General features: G+C 65.8%; 25 protein-coding genes and 2 riboswitches. Of the genes, 14 read left to right on the plus strand and 11 right to left on the minus strand.

Annotation, left to right across the window (positions count from 1 at the left end):
- The first annotated feature begins 69 nt into the window (after positions 1 to 69).
- From FIU91_RS05300 to gcvP, 4 genes are all read left to right on the plus strand, one after another.
- Positions 70 to 543, plus strand: a complete 474-nt coding sequence (locus tag FIU91_RS05300) for an Rrf2 family transcriptional regulator (protein ID WP_093010209.1) — start codon at positions 70 to 72, stop codon at positions 541 to 543.
- 8 nt (positions 544 to 551) lie between these two features.
- Positions 552 to 639, plus strand: a riboswitch (glycine riboswitch).
- Between the two features lies 1 nt (position 640).
- A riboswitch (glycine riboswitch) is annotated at positions 641 to 717 on the plus strand.
- Positions 718 to 942: 225 nt separating this feature from the next.
- Entirely contained in the window at positions 943 to 2,049 is a 1,107-nt protein-coding gene (gcvT, locus tag FIU91_RS05305; RefSeq protein WP_152463658.1) for a glycine cleavage system aminomethyltransferase GcvT, read from the plus strand.
- A gap of 28 nt (positions 2,050 to 2,077) precedes the next feature.
- Positions 2,078 to 2,440: a glycine cleavage system protein GcvH gene (gene gcvH / locus FIU91_RS05310; RefSeq protein ID WP_093010208.1), complete on the plus strand. Its 363-nt coding sequence runs from the start codon at positions 2,078 to 2,080 to the stop codon at positions 2,438 to 2,440.
- A gap of 131 nt (positions 2,441 to 2,571) precedes the next feature.
- Complete coding sequence (gene gcvP / locus FIU91_RS05315) at positions 2,572 to 5,418, plus strand: aminomethyl-transferring glycine dehydrogenase (RefSeq protein WP_152461721.1); 2,847 nt, start codon at positions 2,572 to 2,574, stop codon at positions 5,416 to 5,418.
- 94 nt (positions 5,419 to 5,512) lie between these two features.
- On the opposite strand, the gene FIU91_RS05320 is transcribed toward gcvP, so the two are convergent.
- From FIU91_RS05320 to FIU91_RS05330, 3 genes are all read right to left on the minus strand, one after another.
- On the minus strand, positions 5,513 to 6,373 hold the full coding sequence (locus tag FIU91_RS05320) for an inositol monophosphatase (protein ID WP_152461722.1): 861 nt from the start codon (positions 6,371 to 6,373) through the stop codon (positions 5,513 to 5,515).
- 62 nt (positions 6,374 to 6,435) lie between these two features.
- A complete protein-coding gene (locus FIU91_RS05325) occupies positions 6,436 to 8,949 on the minus strand; it encodes an ABC transporter permease (RefSeq protein ID WP_152461723.1) in 2,514 nt (837 codons plus the stop codon).
- Positions 8,946 to 9,650, minus strand: a complete 705-nt coding sequence (locus tag FIU91_RS05330; RefSeq protein ID WP_152461724.1) for an ABC transporter ATP-binding protein — start codon at positions 9,648 to 9,650, stop codon at positions 8,946 to 8,948. Before FIU91_RS05330 ends, FIU91_RS05325 begins: the two co-directional genes overlap by 4 nt.
- Before the next feature lie 25 nt (positions 9,651 to 9,675).
- Here FIU91_RS05330 and FIU91_RS05335 point away from each other — a divergent pair, with 25 nt between their 5' ends.
- Positions 9,676 to 10,362, plus strand: a complete 687-nt coding sequence (locus tag FIU91_RS05335; RefSeq protein WP_152461725.1) for an arylesterase — start codon at positions 9,676 to 9,678, stop codon at positions 10,360 to 10,362.
- A gap of 9 nt (positions 10,363 to 10,371) precedes the next feature.
- On the opposite strand, the gene FIU91_RS05340 is transcribed toward FIU91_RS05335, so the two are convergent.
- Positions 10,372 to 10,551 carry a hypothetical protein gene (locus tag FIU91_RS05340; protein WP_152461726.1) on the minus strand — a complete coding sequence of 60 codons (180 nt, stop codon included), beginning with the start codon at positions 10,549 to 10,551 and terminating at the stop codon, positions 10,372 to 10,374.
- Positions 10,552 to 10,666: 115 nt separating this feature from the next.
- Positions 10,667 to 10,873: a cold-shock protein gene (locus FIU91_RS05345; RefSeq protein ID WP_093010201.1), complete on the minus strand. Its 207-nt coding sequence runs from the start codon at positions 10,871 to 10,873 to the stop codon at positions 10,667 to 10,669.
- Positions 10,874 to 11,148: 275 nt separating this feature from the next.
- Between FIU91_RS05345 and FIU91_RS05350 the strand changes: the two genes are divergently transcribed.
- Complete coding sequence (locus FIU91_RS05350) at positions 11,149 to 11,376, plus strand: hypothetical protein (RefSeq protein WP_093010200.1); 228 nt, start codon at positions 11,149 to 11,151, stop codon at positions 11,374 to 11,376.
- Positions 11,377 to 11,387: 11 nt separating this feature from the next.
- Here the strand turns inward: FIU91_RS05350 and FIU91_RS05355 are convergent, their stop codons facing one another.
- The 3 genes from FIU91_RS05355 to FIU91_RS05365 all read right to left on the minus strand — a co-directional run bounded on the left by FIU91_RS05355 (position 11,388) and on the right by FIU91_RS05365 (position 13,430).
- Positions 11,388 to 11,576 carry a hypothetical protein gene (locus FIU91_RS05355; RefSeq protein ID WP_152461727.1) on the minus strand — a complete coding sequence of 63 codons (189 nt, stop codon included), beginning with the start codon at positions 11,574 to 11,576 and terminating at the stop codon, positions 11,388 to 11,390.
- Between the two features lie 80 nt (positions 11,577 to 11,656).
- Positions 11,657 to 12,865 carry a geranylgeranyl reductase family protein gene (locus tag FIU91_RS05360; RefSeq protein WP_152461728.1) on the minus strand — a complete coding sequence of 403 codons (1,209 nt, stop codon included), beginning with the start codon at positions 12,863 to 12,865 and terminating at the stop codon, positions 11,657 to 11,659.
- A gap of 4 nt (positions 12,866 to 12,869) precedes the next feature.
- Positions 12,870 to 13,430, minus strand: coding sequence for a L,D-transpeptidase (locus tag FIU91_RS05365; RefSeq protein WP_152461729.1), 561 nt, complete (start codon positions 13,428 to 13,430; stop codon positions 12,870 to 12,872).
- Between the two features lie 296 nt (positions 13,431 to 13,726).
- Here FIU91_RS05365 and FIU91_RS05370 point away from each other — a divergent pair, with 296 nt between their 5' ends.
- On the plus strand, positions 13,727 to 14,161 hold the full coding sequence (locus FIU91_RS05370; protein ID WP_152461730.1) for a peptidylprolyl isomerase: 435 nt from the start codon (positions 13,727 to 13,729) through the stop codon (positions 14,159 to 14,161).
- Between the two features lie 77 nt (positions 14,162 to 14,238).
- On the opposite strand, the gene FIU91_RS05375 is transcribed toward FIU91_RS05370, so the two are convergent.
- The 3 genes from FIU91_RS05375 to FIU91_RS05385 form a co-directional block, all read right to left on the minus strand.
- Positions 14,239 to 15,051 (minus strand): LysR family transcriptional regulator, encoded by an 813-nt coding sequence (locus tag FIU91_RS05375; protein WP_152461731.1) that lies wholly within the window; start codon positions 15,049 to 15,051, stop codon positions 14,239 to 14,241.
- A 228-nt stretch (positions 15,052 to 15,279) separates the two neighbouring features.
- Entirely contained in the window at positions 15,280 to 16,992 is a 1,713-nt protein-coding gene (gene metG, locus FIU91_RS05380) for a methionine--tRNA ligase (protein ID WP_152461732.1), read from the minus strand.
- 81 nt (positions 16,993 to 17,073) lie between these two features.
- A complete protein-coding gene (locus FIU91_RS05385) occupies positions 17,074 to 17,670 on the minus strand; it encodes an ImuA family protein (protein ID WP_152461733.1) in 597 nt (198 codons plus the stop codon).
- A 131-nt stretch (positions 17,671 to 17,801) separates the two neighbouring features.
- On the opposite strand from FIU91_RS05385, the gene modA reads away from it, so the two are divergent.
- Genes modA through FIU91_RS05420 form a run of 7 tightly spaced genes read left to right on the plus strand, consistent with a single transcriptional unit; the run spans position 17,802 to position 23,937 of the window.
- Entirely contained in the window at positions 17,802 to 18,569 is a 768-nt protein-coding gene (gene modA / locus FIU91_RS05390; RefSeq protein ID WP_216651628.1) for a molybdate ABC transporter substrate-binding protein, read from the plus strand.
- Positions 18,570 to 18,584: 15 nt separating this feature from the next.
- Positions 18,585 to 19,280: a molybdate ABC transporter permease subunit gene (gene modB / locus FIU91_RS05395; RefSeq protein WP_093010194.1), complete on the plus strand. Its 696-nt coding sequence runs from the start codon at positions 18,585 to 18,587 to the stop codon at positions 19,278 to 19,280.
- Positions 19,277 to 20,377, plus strand: coding sequence for a molybdenum ABC transporter ATP-binding protein (gene modC, locus FIU91_RS05400; RefSeq protein ID WP_152461735.1), 1,101 nt, complete (start codon positions 19,277 to 19,279; stop codon positions 20,375 to 20,377). The genes modB and modC overlap by 4 nt, the downstream gene beginning before the upstream one ends.
- Positions 20,378 to 20,415: 38 nt before the next feature.
- Positions 20,416 to 21,477 carry an aldo/keto reductase gene (locus FIU91_RS05405; RefSeq protein WP_152461736.1) on the plus strand — a complete coding sequence of 354 codons (1,062 nt, stop codon included), beginning with the start codon at positions 20,416 to 20,418 and terminating at the stop codon, positions 21,475 to 21,477.
- A 40-nt stretch (positions 21,478 to 21,517) separates the two neighbouring features.
- Positions 21,518 to 22,420 (plus strand): DMT family transporter, encoded by a 903-nt coding sequence (locus tag FIU91_RS05410; protein WP_152463659.1) that lies wholly within the window; start codon positions 21,518 to 21,520, stop codon positions 22,418 to 22,420.
- 42 nt (positions 22,421 to 22,462) lie between these two features.
- A complete protein-coding gene (locus tag FIU91_RS05415) occupies positions 22,463 to 23,185 on the plus strand; it encodes a tRNA (guanosine(46)-N(7))-methyltransferase TrmB (protein WP_152461737.1) in 723 nt (240 codons plus the stop codon).
- Entirely contained in the window at positions 23,182 to 23,937 is a 756-nt protein-coding gene (locus FIU91_RS05420) for a biotin--[acetyl-CoA-carboxylase] ligase (RefSeq protein WP_152461738.1), read from the plus strand. The genes FIU91_RS05415 and FIU91_RS05420 overlap by 4 nt, the downstream gene beginning before the upstream one ends.
- Positions 23,938 to 23,943 lie beyond the last annotated feature (6 nt).

The raw sequence follows: 23,943 nt of genomic DNA on the forward strand, positions 1-23,943 counted from the left end.
ACATCAACGGCGCACCGGCCCCTTCACCATGTGCGCCGCCAAATCAAGCGTCATTCGGGAGGCGGTCCGATGCGCGTCAATAAAAGAACGAACATCGCCGTGCGCGTACTCATGTATTGCACGGTCCACAGGGATAAGCTGGTTACGAAAGCCGAGATTGCGCGCAGCTGCAATTCCTCGGAGCACCATCTTGGGCAGATCGTGAATCAGCTCGCTCAGCTCGGCTACCTGTCCACGCGACGTGGACGGCATGGTGGCCTCATGCTCGGCATGAACCCCGAAGATATCACGCTCGGCACGTTGTTTCGTCATTTCGAGTCGAAAGGCGCGATCGTCGAGTGTTTCCAGGAAAGCGGGAATACCTGTCCGCTCGTGAATGCCTGCCGGCTTCGCGCGTCGTTGCAGAACGCGATGGAAGCCTTTTTCGCGGCGCTCGAGAACGTGACCGTGTCCGACCTCGTGGTCGACAATACGGAGCTTGCGGCGCTGTTCGATCTCCCGGACGATAAAGCGGCGGTTGCGAGTCCCGAACACGCAGGCTAACGTCACGCGCATCAGCAAAGGGAGAACCGGCCGCGTGCCGGTGCCGAAGGAGCAACCGCCCCGGAAACTCTCAGGCCGCAGGACCTTTGCCGACAGACACTCTGGAGAGAGGCTCGCACAATAAAGCAGCGGGCCCGCCGAAGGGATAGCGATCTCAGGCGCAAGGACAGAGGGGGCGTTCCTGGCAGAGGCTTGCTCTGCCGCCATACGTGCCGGATAGTTCATCCGGACGAGCAACGGGGGAACGCCGTGAGCGAGAAAGACGCCGACGCCTACTCGGACTGGCAAAGTCACGATTGTGCCTGCGGGATGCCGCACGGTCCGGATGGCGGGCATGCGGCCGGCTGCGATGGCAGCGAGCTTTCCGAAGACGAACCCCGGACCGAAGACGGCCTTCTGATGACGCCGCTCCATGCGCTGCATGTCGAGCTTGGCGCGAAGATGGTGGAGTTCGCGGGCTATTCGATGCCCGTGCAATACCCGATGGGCGTGCTGAAAGAGCATCTTCACACGCGCGAGAAGGCGGGACTTTTCGATGTCAGCCACATGGGCCAGGTCATTCTCGTGCCGCGCAAGGCCTCGGCCAGCGCCGCGCTCGAAGCGTTGGTGCCGCAGAACATCCAGGGGCTCGAAGAGGGCCGTCAGCGCTATGCACTTCTGACCAACGATGAGGGCGGGATCGAAGACGATCTCATGGTCGCCAACAAGGGCGATCACCTCTTCGTCGTGGTCAACGCGGCTCGCAAGGAGCCGGATCTTGCGCGCCTGCGCGAGGGGCTCGAGCCGGGTGTCGTCGTCAAGCACGTCACCACCCGCGCGCTTCTGGCGCTCCAGGGTCCGAAGGCCGAGGCGGTTCTGTCCGGCATCGCGCCCGAGCTTGCGGAGATGCGCTTCATGGATGTGCGCGATGTCGTGGTGGACGGGGTCGAGATCTGGGTGTCGCGCTCGGGCTACACTGGCGAGGACGGTTTCGAGATGTCCGTGCCCGCCGATGCGGCGGAGGACTTCGCACGCAAGCTACTGTCGCATGGGGACGTCGAACCGATCGGTCTTGGCGCGCGCGATTCGCTGCGCCTTGAGGCGGGCCTTTGCCTTTACGGCCATGACATCGATGCGGGCACCTCGCCGGTCGAGGCCGCCCTGAGCTGGTCGATCCAGAAGATCCGCCGGGCCGATGGTGCGCGGGCAGGCGGCTTTCCCGGCGCGGACCGGATCCTGCGCGAACTGGCCGAGAGCGCCCCGCGCATGCGCGTCGGCCTCAAACCCGAGGGCCGCGCGCCGATGCGCGAAGGTGTGCCGCTTTATGCCGCCAAAGACGGCGCGGATCCGGTTGGCCATATCACGTCGGGCGGCTTTGGGCCGAGCACGGGGGGGCCTGTCGCGATGGGCTACGTTCCCGCCGCGATGACGGCGCCGGGCACCGTCCTATATGGCGAGCTGCGCGGCCGCAGATTGCCCGTGACCGTAACGAAGCTGCCCTTCGTTGCGCCGAACTTCAAACGCTGAGCTGACAAAGAACGAGGGTAAGCGAGACATGAAATACACCGAAGAGCACGAATGGCTCGACATCGACGAGGACGGCATCGTGACCGTCGGCATCACCGTGCACGCGGCCGAGCAACTGGGCGACGTGGTCTTCGTCGAATTGCCGGATGCGCCCAAGACGGTCTCGAAGGATGACGAGGTCGTCGTGATCGAGAGCGTCAAGGCCGCCTCGGACATCCTCGCCCCGATCGATGGCGAGATCGTCGAGGTGAACGAGACCATCGTGGACGATCCCTCCAAGGTGAACGACGACCCCGAAGGCGATGCGTGGTTCTTCAAGATGCAGATCGAGGACGCCTCCGTGCTCGACGATTTCATGGACGAGGCGGCCTACAAGAAATTCATCGCCTGACGCCGCCGGCCGCGGATCGGCCGGCCATCCAGGCGAACGAAGACGCGGCGCATCGGCCGCTTGACAAGGCAGACGGGCGGATGCCGCGCAACGCGCATCCGGCCCGGCGCGATGACAGAGCGAGATGTGACATGAGCTTTAAGCCGACCGATTACGACCCGTATGATTTCGCGAACCGCCGCCATATCGGCCCGTCTCCCTCCGAGATGGACGAGATGTTCGCGCGGCTCGAGGTCGCCGATCTCGACGCGCTGATCGACGAGACCGTGCCGAAGGCGATCCGCCAGGAGGACGCGCTCGATTTCGGCGCGCCCCTCTCCGAACGGCAGCTCATTTTCGAGATGCGCCAGATCGCCAAGCGCAACAAGGTCCTGACGACGATGATCGGGCAGGGCTATCACGGCACGGTCACGCCGCCCGCGATCCAGCGCAACATCCTCGAGAATCCCGCCTGGTACACCGCGTACACGCCGTATCAGCCGGAGATCAGCCAAGGCCGGCTCGAAGCGCTTCTGAACTACCAGACGATGGTCTCCGATCTTACCGGGCTCGAGATCGCCAATGCCTCGCTTCTCGACGAGGCGACTGCCTGCGCCGAGGCGATGACGATGGCGCTCCGGAGCGCAAAATCGAAGGCCAAGGGCTTCTTCATCGACGAGAATTGCCATCCGCAGAACATCCATGTGATGAAGACGCGGGCCGCGCCGCTCGGCATCGAGGTGGTGGTCGGCGCGCCCGAGACGCTCGATCCCGAGGCCGTGTTCGGCGCGATCTTCCAGTATCCGGGCACCTATGGCGGGCTTTCCGATTTCTCTGATCCGATCGCGGCGCTCCACGAGGCTGGCGCGCTCGGCATCGTCTCCGCCGATCCGATGGCGTTGTGCCTTCTGAAAGAGCCGGGCGCGATGGGCGCGGATATCGCCGTCGGCTCGACGCAGCGTTTCGGCGTCCCGATGGGCTATGGCGGCCCGCACGCGGCCTATATCGCGACAAAGGATGCGTATAAACGCGCGCTGCCGGGACGCATCGTCGGCGTGTCCATCGACGCGCAGGGCAACCGCGCCTACCGCCTCGCGCTGCAGACGCGCGAGCAGCATATCCGCCGCGAGAAGGCGACTTCGAACGTCTGCACCGCGCAGGCGCTTCTGGCGGTGATGGCGGGCTTCTACGCGGTCTTCCACGGGCCCGAGGGGCTGAAGGCGATCGCGCAACGCATTCACCTGAAGACCGCGGCGATGGCCGAGGGGCTTGAGGCGGCGGGCTTTGCCGTCGAGAACCCGGAATTCTTCGACACGATCACCGTCGATGTCGGCCTCTTCCAGAAAGGCATCCTCGCGGGCGCGGTGCGCGAGGGCGTGAACCTGCGGCCCGTCGGCAAGACCCGCGTCGGTATCACCCTCGACGAGACGACACGGCCCGAGAAGATCGAGGCGGTCTGGCGTGCGTTCGGGATCGAGCGGAGCTATCGCGAGGCCGAGACCTACCGGCTTCCCGATCCGCTGCTCCGGACCTCCGATTACCTGCAGCACGACGTCTTCCACATGAACCGCGCCGAGACCGAGATGATGCGCTACATGCGCCGGCTTGCCGATCGGGACCTCGCGCTCGACCGCGCGATGATCCCGCTTGGCTCCTGCACCATGAAGCTGAACTCGGCGGCGGAAATGATGCCGGTGTCCTGGCCCGAATTCTCGATGCTGCATCCGTTCTGCCCGAAGGATCAGGCGGAGGGCTACACCCAGCTGATCGAGGATCTGAATGCCAAGCTCTGCGCGATTACCGGCTATGACGCGATCTCGATGCAGCCCAATTCCGGCGCTCAGGGCGAATATGCCGGTCTGTTGACGATTGCCGCCTATCATCGCGCGAAGGGCGAAGGGCACCGCAATGTCTGCCTGATCCCGGTCAACGCGCATGGCACCAACCCGGCTTCCGCGCAGATGGTGGGCTGGAAGGTCGTCGCGGTGAAATGCGACGAGATGGGGTCCATCGACCTCGAGGATTTCCGCGCCAAGGCCGAGAAACACTCGGCCGAGCTTGCCGGCACCATGATCACCTATCCCTCGACGCACGGCGTCTTCGAGGAGACCGTGAAGGATGTCTGCGCCATCACGCATGAGCATGGCGGGCAGGTCTATATCGACGGGGCGAACCTCAACGCGATGGTCGGGCTCTCGAAGCCGGGCGATCTGGGCGGCGATGTGAGCCACCTCAACCTGCACAAGACCTTCTGCATCCCGCATGGCGGGGGCGGGCCCGGTATGGGACCGATCGGCGTGAAGGCGCATCTGGCGGAGCATCTGCCCTCCGATCCGCTAGCCGAGGACGGACCCGGCCCGGTTTCCGCCGCGCCCTTTGGCTCGCCGTCTCTGCTGCCGATCTCATGGGCTTATATCAAGATGACCGGCGGCGCGGGGCTGACGCAAGCGACCAAGGTCGCGATCCTGAACGCCAATTATATCGCCAAGCGCCTCGAAGGTTCTTACGACGTGCTCTATAAGGGCCGGAAGGGACGTGTCGCGCATGAATGCATCCTCGACGTACGGCCCTTCCAGAAATCGGCGGGCGTCACGGTCGACGACATCGCAAAGCGGCTGATGGATTGCGGGTTCCACGCGCCGACCATGTCCTGGCCCGTTGCAGGCACGCTCATGGTGGAGCCGACCGAAAGCGAGACAAAGGCCGAGCTCGACCGGTTCTGCGATGCGATGCTGGCCATTCGCGAAGAAATTCGCGCCATCGAGGACGGCCGGATGGATGCGGAGAACAACCCGTTGAAACACGCCCCCCACACGATGGAAGATCTCGTGCGCGACTGGGATCGACCCTATTCGCGCGAGGAAGGCTGTTTTCCGGCAGGTGCGTTCCGCGTCGACAAGTATTGGCCGCCGGTCAACCGCGTCGACAACGTCTACGGCGACCGCCACCTCATCTGCACATGCCCGCCGATGGAGGATTACGCCGAGGCCGCGGAATAGCAGGATCGCCCGGCGATCCTGCGCGGGTTTCCGCACGCGGAGACCCGGAGTCCACGAGGAAATCCGGGCACGCATCCTCGAAGGATGTGTGCGCTCAGTCCAGGAGGAAAGACCAAAGGTCGCGCAGGTGCGTCCACGTGGCCTCGTCGCGCGCCGCAAGAAGGTAGCCGCCCATCGGCCCGGCGCGGTACTCCGAGCCATCGAGCATCGCCACGTGACCGCCCGCGCGCTCCGCGATGAGCGCGCCCGCGGTGTGATCCCAGGGCGTGAGTCCCGCCGAGAACACGAAATCCACACCGCCTTGCGCGAAGACCCGGTATTCGTGACATCCGCAGCGCAGTTGCATCGCGCGGGTAAGCTTGGGGAAGGTCGCGGCCATCTCGGCGCGCTTGTCCTCCGGCAAAAGGCTGAGGCCGACGAAGCCCGCTAGATCCTCTGTGCCGCTGGCCGCGGCCACGCGCACGGGCCGGGTGCCGCGCCGGGAACGGACGAATTCGGCAGCGCCGCCGGCCTCGGCCCAGATGCAATCATCCATCACCGGGTCATAGTGCAGGCCGAAGACAGGCACGCCGTAGCGCGAGACCGCTACGATCACACCGAAGGTCGCGATGCCGTTGGCGTAGTTCCAGGTTCCGTCCACCGGGTCGATGATGAAGGCAGTTTCGGCCTCCGCGATACCGTCCACGATCTCGGGCCGCTCCGACGCGGCTTCCTCGCCGACGATCAGCGCGCCTGGAAACATCTGCGCGAGGCCCCGCCCGATCATCGCCTCGGCGGCACGATCGGCTTCGGTCACGAGATCCTGCGGACCCGTCTTGGTCGCGATGTCGGTGCTGGCGAGGTTGCGAAAGCGTGGCAGGATCTCGGCGCGGGCGGCGCGGCGGACGAGGTTCAGAACCTGGCGCTTCTGCGCGCGGCTGAGCGTGGTAACGGGGGCGGGGAGGCTGTCTTGCATCGGGGGCTCCTGTGCGGGCAGTCGGGCACGGGCCTAAGCCAGCCCGCCCCGCTTGCCAAGTGTCATTCCCGGGCGCGCAGCACTTGAGCGGGCCGGGCCGCGAGCGGGCGCCAGACGAAGGCGAGCCCGGCCAGAAGCGTCGCGAGGATGCCGCCAAGGACGATGCCGAGGACTGACGGCCAGATCACGGAATAGCTCGTTTCCATCAGGAAAGTCGACACCGCCCAGCCGCCGAGGATTCCCGCGACGATGGCGACGATTGCCGCCCCGGCACCCAAAAGCGCCGAGCGCAGGGCAAAGCTGCGCAGGATTCGCCCCCTGCTGGAACCAAGGGTCTTCAGCACCGCCGCCTCGTAGGTGCGGGCCTGCTCGCCCGCCGCCGCCGCGCCGATCAGCACGAGAAAGCCGGTCAATAGCGTCGCTGCCGCGCCCCAGCGCACCGCTTCGGCGACGCCGTCCAGAAGCTCCGACACCCGGTCGATGGCGTCGCGCACGCCGATGGCGGTCACGTTCGGGTAGGCGTCCGAGACCTCGCGCAGGATGCGGGCCTCTTCTTCGGGTTCGGCATAGACCGTCGAGATGAACGTATGCGGTGCGGCCTCCACCGACGCGGGATTCATGGTCATCACGAAACCGATCCCGGCGGTCGAGAAGTCGACGACCCGGAAGGAGGTGATCTCCGCGGTGATGTCGCGGCCGAGAATGTTCACGGTGATCTCGTCGCCGAGCGACAGGCCAAGTTCTTCGGCCTCTTCCTCGGCAAAGCTGATCTGCGGCGGGCCGTCGTAATCCTCGGGCCACCACTCGCCGGCGACGACGCGGGTGCGTTCGTCCGGAGTGGCGGAATAGGTGATCCCCCGATCGCCGCGGACGACCCAATGATCGCCTGCGACCTCGGTGGCGGGCCTGCCGTTGATCTCCGTGATGACGCCGCGCAGCATCGGTGCGCTGTCGACGCGGGAGACGACCGGGTCATCGACGATCTCGCGAAACCCCTCCATCTGGTCTTTCTGGATATCCACGAAGAAGTAGGAGGGCGCCACGTCGGGCAAATCCCGCTCGATGGCGGAGCGCAGGTTGCCGTCGATCTGGCCGATGGCGGCGAGGACGGCGAGGCCGAGCCCGAGCGACAGAACGACCGAGGCGCTTTCCTCGCGCGGGCCGCCGATGGAGGCGAGCGCCCACCTGAGAGCGGGGCGGCCCCTGGCGGCGGATTGCGCCCCGCGCGCCGCTGCGCGGATCAGGAAAGCTGCGCCGACAAGGATCAGTAGCGAGCCAAGGATGCCGCCCGCAGTCCAGAGAGTCAGCTCTGCATCACCGGAGAACAGCATCGCCGCGCCGACCAGCAGGACAAGCAGCACGCCAGTGACCGCGATGTAGATCGGTGCGGGCAGCGCCTTGGCCGAGGCCAGCGCATCGCGAAAGAGCGTCGCGGCGCGCACCTCTTCGGTGCGGGCAAGGGGCCAGAGCGTGAAGAGCAGCGCGGTGAGGATCCCGTAAAGCGCAGCTTCGGCCAGTGGCGCGGGATGGAGTGTGAAAAACGTCGGCACTGGCAGCGCGTCCGAAATGAGTGGCGCGAAAAGCAGCGGCACGCCTGCACCCAGAACGAGACCGATGGCGATGCCGAGAAGGGCAAGCGCGCCGACCTGCAAGAAATAGGTAAGGAAGATCGTCTCCCGCGTGGCCCCGAGCGTACGCAAGGTCGCGATGACGGAGGTCTTCCGCGCCAGATAGGCACGCACTGCCGAAGAGACGCCGACGCCGCCGACGGCCAGACCCGAGAGGCCCACCAGCACGAGGAAGCCGCCCAGCCGTTCGACGAATTGCGCAGTGCCCGGCGCGCCATTGCGCGCGTCGCGCCAGCGGATGCCGGCGTCGCGGTAGCGCTCCTGCGCCTCCGCTTCGATGGCATCGAGGTCAGTCTCTTCCGGCAAAAGCAGACGGTATTCGGATTCGAAAAGCGTGCCCGGCTCCAGGAGCCCCGCACCTTCGAGCGCTGCCGTCCGAACGATGGTGCGCGGGCCGAAATCGAAGCCTCCGCCAGCGTCGTCGGGCTCGCGCTCGATCACCGCAGAGAGCGTGAAGGTCTTCTCGCCGAGCCGAAACGTGTCGCCCGCCGAGATCCCCAAACGGTCGGCGAGGATAGGGGCCATGACGGCCCCATCCCCTTCCAGCGCTTCGGCCAATGGCATCTCGGGCGCGAGGACCACCTCGCCCAGAAGCGGGTAGGCGTCATCGACCGCCTTGATCTGGGTGAGGCCCCGTTCGGCCGCATCGCCTTCGCCGACCACCGCCATCGAGCGGAAATCCACGACCTCGGAAACGGCGGTCGAGACGCTTTCGAGCCAGGCCCGCTCGTCTTCGGTGGCGTAGCGGTAGGTGAATTGCGCCTCGGCGTCGCCCCCGAGGAGCACCGCGCCCTGATCCTCGAGCCCCGCCTGGATGGCGGAGCGGACCGACCCGACGCCGGCAATGGCAGCGACGCCGAGTGCGAGGCAGGCCAGGAAGATACGGAAGCCTTTGAACCCGCCGCGCAATTCGCGCCGGGCAAAGGTCGCAGCGGTGCGAAAGCTCATTCGGCGGCCTCCGCCACTTTCTCGGTCGAGATGCGCCCGTCGGTCAGCGTCACGACCCGGTCGCAGCGGTTCGCAAGGTCGGGCGCGTGGGTCACGAGGACGAGTGTCGCGCCATGCCGGTCCCGCAGACCGAAGAGCATGTCCATGATCGCCTCGCCATTGACGCCGTCGAGGTTGCCGGTCGGCTCGTCCGCGAGAAGTATCTCGGGCCGCGGGGCGGCGGCACGGGCGAGCGCGACGCGCTGCTGCTCGCCGCCCGAAAGCTGCGAGGGATAGTGATTGGCGCGATGACCGATACCGATCGCATCAAGCTCCGCACGCGCCTTGTCGAAAGCCTCGCGGTCCCCCGCCAACTCGAGCGGCGTGGCGACATTCTCGAGGGCGGTCATCGTGGGGATGAGGTGAAAGGACTGGAACACCACGCCCATGTGATCGCGGCGGAACCGCGAGAGCCCGTCCTCGTCCATCGCCGTCAGATCCTGACCCAAGGCCGAGACGGTGCCGCCCGTTGCGCGCTCGAGCCCGCCCATGACCATCAGCAAAGAGGATTTGCCCGAGCCGGAGGGCCCGATGAGGCCCAGCGTCTCACCGGACGCGACGTCGAGCGAGATCTCGTGCAGGATCTCAACCGGCCCGGCATTGCCGTTGAGGCTCAAGGTCACATCTTTCAGGGTAAGAACCGATTGAGAAGGTGAAGCCATGTCGTGCCAAGTCCTGCCCGCTTGCATGTTGAAGTCGTTCACATATGGGGCTGCCGCCCGTGCGATCAACGCGAGCGCGCTCACGCTTTTCGTGTCTGTCGCGGCGGTCGGCGCGGCGCGGGCCGAAACGCTCGAACTTGTCGCGCTCGGCGACTCTCTGACGCAAGGCTATGGCCTGCCGCAGGGCGAAGGGCTGGTGCCCACGCTTCAAGCCTGGCTCGAAGACCAGGGCGCGGATGTCGAGATTGTGAATGCCGGTGTGTCCGGCGACACCACGGCGGGCGGTCTGTCGCGCGTCGCCTGGTCGCTCACCGAGGAAACCGACGCGATGATCGTGGCGCTTGGCGGAAACGACCTCCTGCGCGGGATCTCACCGGACACCGTGCGCGCGAACCTCGATGGCATCCTGTCGGAAGCCGAGGCACGGGATCTTCCCGTGCTCCTGGTCGGTCTGATCGCGCCGCCCAATTACGGGCCGGACTACAAGCGAGATTTCGAAGCGATCTATACCGATCTCTCGCAAGAATATGACACGCTTCTCTACCCCGAATTTTTCGCCAATCTCAGGGACGATGAGGGAAACGCCTCCCCCGACCGGATTTCCGCCTACATGCAGCCCGACGGGATTCACCCCAATGCGGACGGCGTGGACCGGATCGTGGAGGATATGGGACCGGTCGTGCTCGAGCTTCTGGAGAAGGCGGACGGGTAGGGTCGCGTTCTACTTGCCACGCCGCTGACGCAGCCAGCCGCCAAGGAACCCGCCTACGCCGCCCGCGAGCATGATGACCCACCAGGGCGATTGCAGGTCGAACCCGAGAAGCTCCGACAGACCATAGCCTGCGAGCCCCGCGACAAGACCGACGAGAGCGAAACGGGCTGGCTGACTGAGACGAGACATCGGCTCCTCCTTCGCGCAACGCGATTATATCGCGCCGATCTTTCAGGTCAAAGAGTGGAGCCGCGCACGAAAAAGGGCGCCCTAAGGCGCCCCTCGAAACCGTCGGTGACTGGGCTCAGGCCAGTTCGAGGTTGATCGCTGATTCACGGCCGTCGCGGCCGGTCTGCAGCTCGTAGTTCACCTTCTGGTTGTCGGCGAGGCCGGTGAGGCCCGAACGCTCGACAGCAGAGATGTGGACGAAGACGTCCTTGCCGCCGGAATCCGGGGCGATAAAGCCGTAGCCTTTGGTGGTGTTGAACCATTTGACGGTGCCAGTGGCCATCGTCGTGCTCCTTAGTCGTAGTGTCTGCCCGCACTATTGCGGCAGGTCGGCGTAGTCATTGGAAATCGAGAGACTGGCCTTGGTGGAAGGAGCAGATCGATGTTCGTAACGTAGCAGTTAGAGTCTGTGCGTGTTTTCCGAGATTCTGGCAAGAAAAAACGATGTGAGGTCACAAGACGTGACATGTTCGCGCAGTGCTCTCGGGGTCTTGCCGAATGAAGCGCATGGTCCATGTTTCGAAGGCAAGCCGTGACTGCAACAGGAAGAGAGCAGCGATGACCCGGGAAGAAATGCAAGCGCGCTATAAACTTGCGAAGGCGAAAGTCGAGCGTCATGAGCAGATCGAGGCCGGACAAGCCTCCGCTCTTGCATATGCCGCGTTCGCAACGAAGCACAGCTTCGATGAAAGCGGCCTGTTGCGGAGCGCTGCTAAGGCGGCCGAGCTTTTCTGCATTGCCGCGCTGGGAATCGTTCCGATCCTGCTGTTTTTCTACGTCGTCTGACGTCGCGCGAATCAGTAGCCTTGGTCTGTGGATGCGGCGTCCTGCCGGATGGCGCTTGCCACGCCCGCCATTGTCCCGATCCCCGCGCAAAGCAGATAGAGCACAAGCGCGCCCCCTGCGCCGAAGCCGAAGAACATGATCGCCATGAAGCCGGCGATGATGCCGGCAAAACTCGATGCAATCAGGGACATGATGACCATCTGCCGTCTCCGTGTGACGATCCGCCCAATCTGGACGATATCTCTTACCGAGACATAAACAGCGGCGCATTATGGCTGCTTCATGGCGTCTTCGGTTCGGTTTCTTGCCGCTTAGGCCCGTTTTTCATGAATGCGCGCCAAAGGTGGTGGGGCAGGCGCCGCGCAAGCTGGCGCGATATATCCGCATATTCGGTCTCACCGGCCAGCAGGCGCAAGTATTCGTACTTCAAAGAACGGGACCGGCGAAACCCTGCGATGAACGCGCTCTGAAACCGAGGTTGGAACAGCAACGGTCGGATGAGCCGCGCGTGCTGCATCGAGCGGTGGATCGGCGCAAGCTTGCGCCGGTAAAGCGGCAGGGCGCGTTTCGGGTCCCCTTCGGACAAGGCAGCAATCGCCGCCTCGGCGGCAAGGCGTCCGCTTTCGAGTGCATGACCGATGCCTTCTCCGGTGATCGGATCGACGAGTCCCGCCGCATCGCCCGCCAGCAGCACCGAGTCCCGGCCCGGAATGCGACGCGGGGCGCCGAACGGCAGGTATTGGCCCTTAACACTGGGGCGGCCCTCGACGCCGCGTTCGGCCAGGTAAGTCGCGAGCCGCGCCTTGAGATCGGGATTGCGTGCGCGAATGCCTCCGATGCCAATCGTGGTGCCGCAGGTCTTGGGGAAGACCCAGCCATAGCCCCAGTTGGCGGCACCGAAGTCGATTCGCAACTCGGGCGGGGTCTGTTGCTCGGGCAGTTCGACCTCGAGCGCGAAGCCGATCTCCTTGGGATCGAAGGGACGTCCGTAGAGCGCGCGCGCGATTGCGCTCGATACGCCGTCGCAGCCAATCACGACGTCCGCCGCCAGTGAGATCTCGCCCAGTGACAGGACGCGCTGCTTTCCGGACAGATCGATGCCCTGCGGCAAATGCCCGCTGAAATCCTGCGCCCCGGCATCCAGCGCCGCTTCGAAGAGCGACAGGTCGAGGCTTTCGCGCATCGTGAGATAGAGGGGCGGGATGTCGTCATACCGCCCAAGATCGACACCGAACGCTCCGAAGGTGATCGCGTTCTTCGTCAGGTGCGGCGCGGCAGGAAGGTCTGTGCCGAAAGCTCGGCGATGGCTGGCGACGGCGCGGCCGGAAAAGGCGCCGCCGCACAATTTGTGTCGTGGAAAGCGTGCCTTGTCGACGAGCGCGACAGACAGCCCGGCGCGCGCGGCGCTGACCGCCGCGGCGCTGCCCGCCGGGCCGGCCCCGACAACGACGACATCGAAGTGCCGCGAGGTGCGGGCCTCCGCCCGCACGCTCTTATAGGACCTTGACCGGAGTTCCGGTCGGTACCCGCTTGTAGAGGTCGATTACGTGGTCGTTGATCATTCGGATGCAGCCGTTGGAGACCGACCGGCCGATCGACGAAGGCTGATTGGTGCCGTGGATGCGGTAGAACGTATCACGACCGTTCTGGAACAGGTACAATGCCCGCGCACCGAGCGGGTTATTTGGGCCGCCGGGCTGAACGTAATCGTTGTCCTTGAAGCGTGCGTAGGTCTGCGGCTCGCGCTCGATCATCTCGTCTGTCGGACGCCAGGTCGGCCATTCTTTCTTGACCTCGATGATCGCATCGCCCTGGAATTCGAGACCGGCACGACCCACGCCGACGCCATAGCGCCGCGCCTGGCCCGGCGCTTCGACGAAATAGAGGAAGTGCGCCCGCGGCATGACGATAATCTGTTGCGGCGCCAGGCTGGACTTCACCTGAACGGTTTGCGGCATGTATATCGGTTCGAGCTGAAAGCCCTGAGCGCGCGCGATGGCCGGCGCGGCAAGGCTCGCCGCGGCGGCGGCGACGAATGTGCGGCGGTTAAGCATGGATATCCCCTTCGGTTCGAGCAGCCCCGCTATTGTTCCCCGAGCGATTCGAACGGGCAAGCCTGCACGAATCAAACGCGGTAACGTCATGGCGCACGGGCCACATTTGAGGCCGGAGCATCGGATCACCGGCTTTGCCCTGCTCAACCCATGCGGAATCCGCTTGGTTCCAACGAATGAATCGTGCGCGACCCTTTGCAAATCCGGCGCAAAATACCTATTCTTGGTATCAATAGTGAGCACCCGCGATGGGCGCGGCCTCACTGAAACCCACTCCCAAACAGATTGGATTTCTCATGACCGAGGTGAAAACCGGCGACACGGTTCAGATTCATTACACCGGCACGTTGACCGACGGCTCCACCTTCGATTCCAGCGAAGGACGTGATCCGCTCGAGTTCACGGTCGGCTCCGGCCAGATCATTCCGGGTCTCGACAAGGCGATGACCGGGATGAGCGTCGGCGAGAAGAAGACCGTCGCGATCCCCGCCGACGAGGCGTATGGCCAGCGCCAGGACGAAGCGCTGCAAGCCGTCCCGCGCGAACAGATCCCGGCGGACATTCCGCTCGACATCGGCACGCAGCTTCAAGTGCAGACGCCGAACGGTCAGGTGATGCCGGTGACGGTGGCCGAAGTGAGCGAGGAGCAGGTGACGCTCGACGCGAACCACCCGCTCGCGGGCAAGGACCTGAACTTCGATATCGAGCTCGTGGACATCAAGGCGGCCTGAATCGCCGATGACCACGTGATGGTTCAAGAGGCCGGGCGTTGCGCCCGGCCTTTTTCGTTTGAAGGGAAAGGGGCGCTTCAATCGGACGCGAGGATCGCCACGATCTCGTCTATCGCGGCGCGGATCGGCGGATCCTGCCGGGCGTCGTGATGCGCGAGCAGCCAACTTTCATGTGTCAGCTCCGCGATGGGCTCTGACCGGCGCACAAGGTTCCTGAGCGAGCTCTCTACGAACGTCGGCAGGATCATGAGGCCATGCCCGGCCTCGGCCAACTCGAGGCAGATCCGGGGGTCCTGTGCCACTGCGACGATCTCGCGCCCGTGCCGTTCGTGCAGCCAGCGTTGCGAAGGCGTGTCGGGCGGGGCAGCAATATAGCCTTTCGCCTCCCGGGTTCCGTAGACCGCGAAGCGCACCGTCGCCAGCGCCCGTCGCGCGAGCCACGGATGATCCGGCGCGGCATTGCGAATGCCGATATCAGCCTCGCGTCGGGCAAGGTCGAGAGACGCCGTGGCGGGCACGAAATGCGGCAGCCACGTGCGTTCGGGATCCGCGGAAAGCCTGCGCGCGATCGCGTGAGACGTCCAGAACCCGGCCGTGATCCGCACCGGCGGACGGGCGTCGCTCAGGGATCGCCACCGCTCCACGCGACGGCGCACTTCGGCGAGCCCGCTGAGCTCCGCCGCCAGTGAGACGCCCTCGGCGCTGAGTGCGTAACCCCTTTTGCCGCGAAGGAAGAGTGTGCGTGCGAGGTCGCGCTCAAGCGCCGTCATGCGCCGCGACAGGGTCGGCAAGGGGACGCCGGTCCTGCGGCTCGCCTCACCGAGCGAGCCCGCATCGGCGACGGCGGCGAAAAGGGCGAGGTCGTCCAGGGAGGCTGGGGTTTCATTCATGAAACCCATGTTGCGAAGATCGCCGCTCAAAGGTCAAGGAAGGCTGGGCCATATCTCATTCAGACTAACAGGAGTGAGATACGTGATGATGATCCTCAGACCCATTCAGAGCGACAGCACCGAGATTCGCCAAGACTTTCGCGCCGTCCCCGCGCGCATTGCCAGCCGTGAGCGCTGGGCACGCCGGCACCGCTGGCTCACGCTCAGGGCGCGCGTCTTTGGTCGGCGTCAGTCGCGCTTGCCCGAGAACCGTGACTGCCAATCCTCGCGCTCGGCATCGGTGATCTTGCGGAAGGTGACGTCCGGCACCGCGAAGGCGTGACCCGCAGGCAGGGCCTCAAGCGCCGCGTCGATGTCGTCCGGCCAGTCCGCGCCCTCGGCGCGCATCGCTTCGAGAAGCTGCGCCGCGGCGTCGGGGATGAACGGCCCGGAAAGAATCGCGTATAGCCGGATCAGATTCAGGCCGAGCCGGATCTGCATCGCGGCCTGTTCGGGATCTTCCTTGAAGGTGGCCCAAGGCGCGGCGTCCTGCAGGTATTCGTTGCCGAGAACCCAGATCGCCCGAAGCGCAGACGCCGCCTTGCGAACTTCCATCGCCTCCATGTGGCGTTCGTATTCGGCAAGCTTGGTCTGCAGGTCGCGCACGAGCGCGCGCTCGGCCTCGGTGAAGGTGCCGCCCTCGGGCACGACCTCGCCGAACTTCGAGCGGCAGAACTTCGTCACGCGGCTCGCGAAATTGCCGAGGACGTCCGCAAGATCCTTGTTCACCGAGGATTGGAAATTCTCCCAGGTGAACTCGGCATCCGAGCTTTCGGGCGCATGGCTCAGAAGCCACCAGCGCCAGTAATCGGCCGGCAGGATCTCGAGCGCCTGGTCCATGAAAACGCCGCGTCCGCGCGAGGTCGAGAACTGCCCGCCCTCGTAATTGAGGTAGTTGAAAGACTTGATGTAGTCGACGAGCTTCCACGGCTCACCCGAGCCGAGGATCGTCGCCGGAAAGCTCAGCGTGTGGAACGGCACGTTATCCTTGCCCATGAACTGGGTGTAGGTCACATCCTCCGCGCCCTTGTCGGTGCGCCACCAGCGCTGCCAATCGTCGCCCTTGCCGGCATCGACCCATTCCTGCGCGGAGGCGATGTATTCGATGGGCGCGTCGAACCAGACGTAGAAGACCTTGCCCTCCATGCCCGGCCAGTCCTCGTCGCCGCGCTTGACGGGGATACCCCAATCGAGATCGCGGGTGATGCCGCGATCCTGCAGCCCGTCGCCGTCATTGAGCCACTTCTTTGCGATCGAGGTCGTCAGGACGGGCCAGTCGGTCTTGCTGTCGATCCATGCCTCGAGCTCGTCCTTCATCGCTGATTGGCGCAGGTAGAGGTGCTTGGTCTCGCGCATCTCGAGATCCGTCGCGCCCGAGATCACCGAGCGCGGATCGATCAGGTCCACCGGGTCGAGCTGCTTGGTGCAATTGTCGCATTGATCGCCGCGCGCATCCTCGAAGCCGCAATTGGGGCAGGTACCCTCGATATAGCGGTCGGGCAGGTAGCGCCCGTCGGTTGGCGAATACATCTGCGTTTCGGAGACCTCGCGGATCAGGCCCTTGTCGGCCAGAACGCCCGCGAAATGCTGGGTGAGCTTTTCATTCTGCTTGGAAGACGAGCGCCCGAAATGGTCGAAGGAGAGACGGAAGCCCTCGGCGATCCGTGCCTGGACCTCGTGCATCTCGGCGCAATATTCAGCGACCGGCTGCCCGGCTTTGGCGGCGGCCAGCTCCGCGGGCGTGCCGTGCTCGTCCGTCGCGCAGAGGAACAGAACCTCGTGGCCGCGCGCGCGCTGGTATCGGGCGAAGAGGTCGGCGGGAAGCTGCGAGCCGACGAGGTTTCCGAGGTGTTTGATCCCGTTGATATAGGGAATTGCCGAGGTGATGAGATGTCGCGCCATGTCCGGGTGTCGCTTTGCCTGTGGTGGAGCTTTGGGCTCCTCCTAGCGGATGGGCGCGGCAGAGAACAGAGGGGCCGGCTTCTAGACCGGGATGGGCGCGGCGGAGAGGCCGGTCTCGTCGTGCCGGAGCGAGAAGGCGGCGGGCGGAGCCATGCGGGCGCGCACCCGCCGGGCCGTCCAGCGAGCGCGGCTTGGGGCATGATCGGGGCTCACATGCCAGCGGCTCTCGACCCCCGCCGCGCCGCCCTCGCCGGGTGTCAGCAAAAGGCCCGTGGGCCGCTGGCGCATCTCCGCCCCCGTCTCGGCGGCAAGGTGAAGGCGGCGCACGGGCGTCAGCCCCGGCGCTTCGTCGAGATCGGCCACGGCCAGCGCCACCGCGCCCGCGCGGAGCGTCTCTTCCAGTGCCCAAAGACGGTCGATCGGACGTCGTGCGGTTACGAACAGGAACCGTCCCGGATCACAGAAGGGCGCCATCCCGTCGGGGTTCATCCCGCTGCCGCCGGGCCCCGAGATCCAGATCACCGGCCCTTGAGCCGCCCTTGCCAGGAAAGCCGCGAAGGCGAAGCGTCCAAGCCCGCAGGCCTCGTGCACGCGCCCTTCGGTCAGGGCGATGTCGCCCGCCACGGTGAGCGCGGGGGCCGCCTTGAGCGGTTTGCGGCTGAGAAGCAGATCGGTCATGCGAGATAAACTAGAGTGTTCGCAATTTGTTCTCAAGGGTGATGGCGTCCGGGTCGCGACCAAAGGCGACTTGCCGGGGCCTCTGCGCCGTGCAACCCATTGTGTCATCGAACATGTATGGTTCCGTCTCTATGCGCCTTTCCGGCTTCTCCCTTCTCGCCGCGCTCGCCTGTCCCGTCATGGGGACGGCAGCCGAGATCACGGTCTTCGCGGCCGCCTCGACCCGCGATGTGCTCGCCGAGGCGGCGGAGATCTACTCGGAGAGTTCCGGCGACGAGATCCGCATCGCGCCCGCAGGCTCTTCCGTCCTCGCCCGCCAGATCGCGCAAGGCGCGCCCGCCGATGTCTTTGTCTCCGCCAATCCCGAATGGATGGATTGGCTGGAGGAGCGCGACGCCGTCGACCCAGAGACGCGGGCTGCGCTGTTCGGCAACCGGCTCGTGCTGATCGCGCATGGGGCAGGGGCGGCAGGCAGCGCGGAGCTTGCACCCGGCGTCGATATCGCAAGCCGGCTCGGCCCTGAGGACCGGCTCGCCGTGGCGCTCACGGATGCGGTGCCGGCAGGGATCTATGCCCGCGCCGCGCTCGAAAGCCTCGGGGAGTGGGAGGCGCTCGCCCCACGCCTTGCCGAGGCCGACAATGTCCGCGCGGCGCTGGCGCTCGTCGCGCTCGGAGAGGCGCCGCTCGGCATCGTTTATGCGACGGACGCCGCCGCGGAGATGCGGGTCCGCGTCGCAGGCACCTTTCCCGAGGACAGCCATCCGCCAATCCGCTACGTCGGAGCCGTCACCGCAGCCGCGGCGGAACCAGAAGCCGCGGCAGCGTTCCTGCGCTGGCTCGGCGGGCCTCAAGCAACGGAAATCATCGCGCGCCACGGCTTTGCGCCGCTTCCCGAGTAGAGTATCGCAAAGGTCATGGAGACGCTCGGACCCGAAGCCTGGCAGGCGGTGCGCCTGTCGCTCAAGGTCGCCTTCTGGGCGACGCTGGCGGCGATGCCGCTCGGGATCGCGGTCGCTTATCTTCTGGCGCGGGTGCGGTTTCCGGGGCGGGGCCTTCTCAACGGGCTGGTGCACCTGCCGCTCATCCTGCCGCCGGTGGTAACGGGCTACCTGCTGCTTCTGGGCTTCGGGCGGCAGGGTCCGATCGGCGCGGCGCTCCATGAGCTTTTCGGTATCACGCTCGCCTTCCGCTGGACCGGCGCGGCGCTTGCGGCGGGCATCATGGCCTTCCCGCTTCTGGTTCGCGCGATCCGACTTGCCATCGAGGCGGTCGATCCGAAACTCGAAGAGGCCGCCGCGACGCTTGGGGCCTCGCGGATGCGGGTCTTCGCGACGGTGACATTGCCGCTCATCCTGCCGGGCGTGATCGCGGGGGCGATCCTCGCCTTCGCCAAAGCGATGGGCGAATTCGGCGCGACGATCACCTTTGTCTCGAACATCCCCGGCGAGACGCAGACCATCCCCTCTGCGATCTATGCCTTCCTGCAGGTTCCGGGCGGCGAAGGCGCGGCGATGACGCTGGTGGTGATCTCGCTCGCCATCGCGATGGCAGCTCTCTTTCTGTCGGAATGGCTGGCGCGGCGGGTCGCAGCGCGGGTGGCGGGCCGATGACGCTGTCGGTCGATGTGCGGAAGCGGCAAGGCGCGTTTCAACTCGACGTGGCCTTCGAGGCCCCGGACGGGGTGACGGCGCTCTTCGGGCGATCGGGCTCGGGCAAGACCTCGCTCGTCAACGCGGTTGCGGGGCTCGCGGCGCCAGACAACGGGCGTGTCGCGGTCCAGGGCGAGACATTGTTCGACGCGCGCGCCGGCCATTCCGTGCCCGTCCACGCGCGCCGCATCGGCTATGTCTTTCAGGAAGCGCGGCTTTTTCCGCATCTCGATGTGCGCCGCAATCTTCTCTACGGGCGCCGCGCGCGGGGGCTGTCGGGCGAGGGCGCGCTCGATCACGTGGCCGAGCTTCTGGGTCTTGCGCCGCTTCTCGCCCGTCGGCCCGGCGCGCTCTCGGGCGGAGAGGCGCAGCGCGTCGCCATCGGCCGCGCACTTCTGTCGGAACCTCGACTGCTCCTCATGGACGAGCCGCTCGCCGCGCTCGATGCGCCCCGCAAGAACGAGATCCTGCCCTATCTCGAACGGCTGCGGGCCGAGACGGGCCTGCCGATCCTCTATGTCAGTCACAACCTCTCGGAGGTGGCGCGGCTCGCTACGCATATCGTTGTCCTAGAAGAGGGGCGCGTGCTGAAGTCGGGTCCGGCGGAGGCGCTTCTTTCGGATCCAAGCCTGGTTCACGTGATGGGCCTGCGCGAGGCGGGCGCGGTCCTGAATGCCGAGGTCGCGGGCCACGAGGCGGACGGGCTGACCGAGCTTCGCATCTCTGGCGGGCGGCTGTATCTGCCGCGGATCGATGCGGCGGAGGGCGCGCGACTGCGCGTGCGAATCCTCGCGCAGGACGTGATCGTCGCGACAGAGCGTCCCGAGAACATCTCTGCCCTCAACGTCTTGCCCGCGACGGTGCGCGCCATTCGCCGCGGCGAAGGACCGGGCGTGATCGCGCAGCTGCAGGTCGGCGAGGACGCGATCCTCGCCCGCATCACCCAACGCAGCGCCGAGACGCTCGCCCTCTCCGAAGGCACGGCCTGTTTTGCCGTGATGAAATCCGTCGCGGTCTCGCCAACCGATGTCAGCCAGGGCTTGCGACGCGAGGCGTGAGGGATAGGGTTCGCGCCGAACGATTTGGAGACAGCGACATGAAGAAGAACAAGCTCGGCCGGTCCGGCATCGAGGTGACGGAGTTCTGCCTCGGCACGATGACATTCGGCTCACAGACCGATGCAGAGACCGCGCATGCCCAGATCGAGCGCGCGGGCGCGGCGGGCATCGACTTCATGGATGCCGCCGAGATGTATCCGGTGAACCCGGTGAAGGCCGAGACCATCGGTCATACCGAAGCGATCATCGGCGACTGGTTCGAGAAGTCCGGCAAGCGAAACGACTGGGTTCTCGCAACAAAAGTATCGGGCGCAGGGCTCGGCGCGGTGCGGGACGGCGCGCCGATCAGCCCCGCGACGATGACCGAAGCGCTCGAAGCGTCGCTTGGCCGGCTGAAGACGGACGTGATCGACCTTTACCAGCTGCATTGGCCGAACCGCGGCTCCTACGCCTTCCGCCAGCAATGGAGCTTCGCGCCGTGGGAGCAGGACAGCGCAGCGACGCGCCAGCACATGGCGGATGTCCTTGGCTGGGCGGCGGATGAGGTGAAGCGGGGGACGATCCGCGCGATGGGGCTCTCGAACGAGAGCGCCTGGGGCACGATGGCGTTCAACCGGATCGCCGAGGCCGAGGGATTGCCGCGCATGGATGCAGTGCAGAACGAATATTCGCTGCTCTACAGGATGGCCGATACCGATCTCGCCGAGGTTCTTCTGCACGAAGAGGTGGGCTTTCTGCCGTATTCCCCGCTCGGTGCGGGGCTTCTGTCGGGCAAGTACCAGGATGGGGCGATGCCGAAAGGCAGCCGGATGGAGGTAAACGTCGCCGATGGCGGAGCGGGCGATCTTGGCGGGCGCAAGACCGAACGGGCCTTCGAGGCGGTAGCGGCGTATCTGCAAATCGCGCGCGACTTCGGGCATGATCCGGTCCACATGGCTTTTGCCTGGTCCGCGCGGCGGCCCTTCGTGACCTCGTCGATCTTCGGGGCGACCACGCTCGATCAACTCGATCACGCGCTGGGCGCGATCGAGACGGAGCTGTCGCAGGACTGCCTGGACGCGCTCGACGCGGCCTGGCGCGCACACCCCTTCCCGTACTGAACATGGCCTCTCGCCCGCCCGTGCGGGCGTCCTCGAGATGATCGAGCCCTGGATCCTTTTCACGCTCAGCGCGGCGGCCTTCCAGACGCTGCGTTTCGCGCTGCACAAGATCCTGAGCCTTGGCGGTCTCTCAAGCACCGGATCGAGCTTTGCGCGCTTCGCCTATGCGATGCCATTCGCCTGGGCGGGCGCGACACTCTGGCTCTGGCTGCAAGGGACGGGACTGCCGCCGCTAGGCCGCGCGTTCTGGATTTACGCGCCCGTCGGTGCGCTGGCACAGATCCTTGCGACGATCTGCGTGGTCGCGCTGTTCGAGACGCGCAACTTCGCGGTCGGCATCACGTTCAAGAAGACCGAGGTGATCCAGACGGCGCTTCTCGCCTTCATCGTCCTTGGCGAGGCGGTGTCTCCGGGCGGCTGGGCGGCGATCCTGATCGGGCTTGCGGGCGTGCTCCTCTTGTCCGAAACGCCTGGGATCGCGGGCCGCTGGTGGCAGCGGATCGGGCCGCGCGAGGTGGCACTCGGCCTCGGCTCGGGCTTCTTCTTCGCGATCTCGGCGGTCGGCTACCGGGGCGCAACGCTGGCCGTCGCCTCGGACGATCCCGTCACGCGCGCAATCCTGTCGCTCGCACTTGTCACTCTGATGCAGACGGCCGCGCTCGGCCTCTGGCTGCGGCTTCGTACGCCGGGCACTCTCTCGGCGGTTTGGGCCGTGCGCGCACGGGGCGTCTGGCTCGGTGCGGCCTCGATGGCAGGCAGCGTGTCGTGGTTCTCCGCTTTCACGCTGCAGAACGCGGCTTATGTGCAGGCGCTGGGACAGGTGGAGCTGATCTTTTCCGTCGCGGTCTCCGCGCTCTTCTTCCGGGAGAGCGTCACGCGGCGCGAGATCGCGGGCATCGCGGTGCTGACGCTCTCGATCCTCGTTCTGATCCTCGCGCTCTGAGCCCGTTGCGGCGGCGCGCGCGCCGCGCTATGCCCGCGCCCCATGAAGGACCGGCATTCCACGGGCGCCCCCTGGCGCAATTTCTACGGGCGGCTCAAGGGCAAGGGCCTGCGCAAGTCGCAGGAAGCCTATCTCGACGAGGATCTGGCAAGCTACGCGCCGGGCCCGGTCGGATGGGAAGAAAACCCCGAGCGCAACCCTCTCGACGTGGCCGGGATGTTCGGCGGCAAGCCCGTCTGGCTCGAAGTCGGTTTCGGCGGCGGCGAACATCTCGTGCACCAGGCGCTGGAGAACCCGGAGGCCGGTATCATCGGCTGCGAGCCCTATATCAACGGCGTTGCGATGCTGCTCGGCAAGCTTCGCGACAACCCGGCGGGAAATGTCCGCATTCATCCCGGCGATGTGCGCGATCTCTTCGACGTTCTGCCCGAGGCATCGCTCGACAAGGCGTTCCTGCTCTATCCCGATCCTTGGCCGAAGAAAAAGCACCACCGCCGCCGGTTCGTGACGCCTGAGCATCTGGAGCCACTCGCCCGCGCGATGAAACCGGGCGCAGAGTTCCGTGTGGCGACGGACATTCCCGATTACGTCCGGCAGACCTTGCAGGAAGTGCCGAAAGCCGGATTCACCTGGGCAGCCGAACGGCCGCGCGACTGGCGCACCCCTTGGGACGACTGGATTTCCACCCGGTACGAGCAGAAAGCGCTCCGCGAAGGGCGCGTGCCCCATTATCTCACCTTCCGGCGGGGCGGGGCGGCGGCGTGAGCGCGATTTCCTGGCCCGAGGGATACGAGCGGCTGATCCTTGACGAGGTCGACAGCACCAATGCCGAGGCCGCGCGGCAAGCACGAACGTCAAGCGGGCCGATCTGGATCATGGCGCATCGCCAAACCGCCGCACGGGGGAGGCGGGGACGGGCCTGGCGCGTGCCCGAGGGAAATTTCTCCGCAACGCTTCTGCTGATGCCGTCCGAGCCGCCGGAGCTTGTCGCGCTGCGCTCTTTCGTGGCGGCGCTGGCGCTTTTCGATACCTGCGTGCGGCTGACGGGCAGGGTCGAGCCCTTCGCGCTGAAATGGCCGAACGACGTGCTTCTGAACGGTGGCAAGCTGGCGGGTATCCTGCTGGAAACTCTCGGGAATGGCGCGCGGGTCGATCACCTTGCGATCGGGATCGGCGTGAACCTCATCGCGGCGCCCGATGCGAGCGAGGTCGAGGACGGTGCGGTGCGGCCCGTGGCCCTTCTTCCCGAGACAGGCGCGGACCCCTCGCCGGAGACGTTCCTAGACCATCTGGCGGCGGACTACGCGCGTCATGAAACCAGCCTCAAGACCTACGGCTTCGCGCCGATCCGCGAAGCGTGGCTCTCGCGCGCGGCGCGTCTTGGAGAGGTCATCACCGCGCGGACCGGCAGCACGGAGACGCGCGGCACCTTCGAGACGGTGGACGCGCGCGGCAATCTTGTCCTAAAGACGCCGGAAGGCCGCGTTTCCATCGCCGCCGCCGATGTCTTCTTCTGACCCTCA

It is taken from the genome of Roseivivax sp. THAF30 (assembly GCF_009363575.1).
GTDB classification, from domain to species: Bacteria; Pseudomonadota; Alphaproteobacteria; order Rhodobacterales; family Rhodobacteraceae; genus Roseivivax; species Roseivivax halotolerans.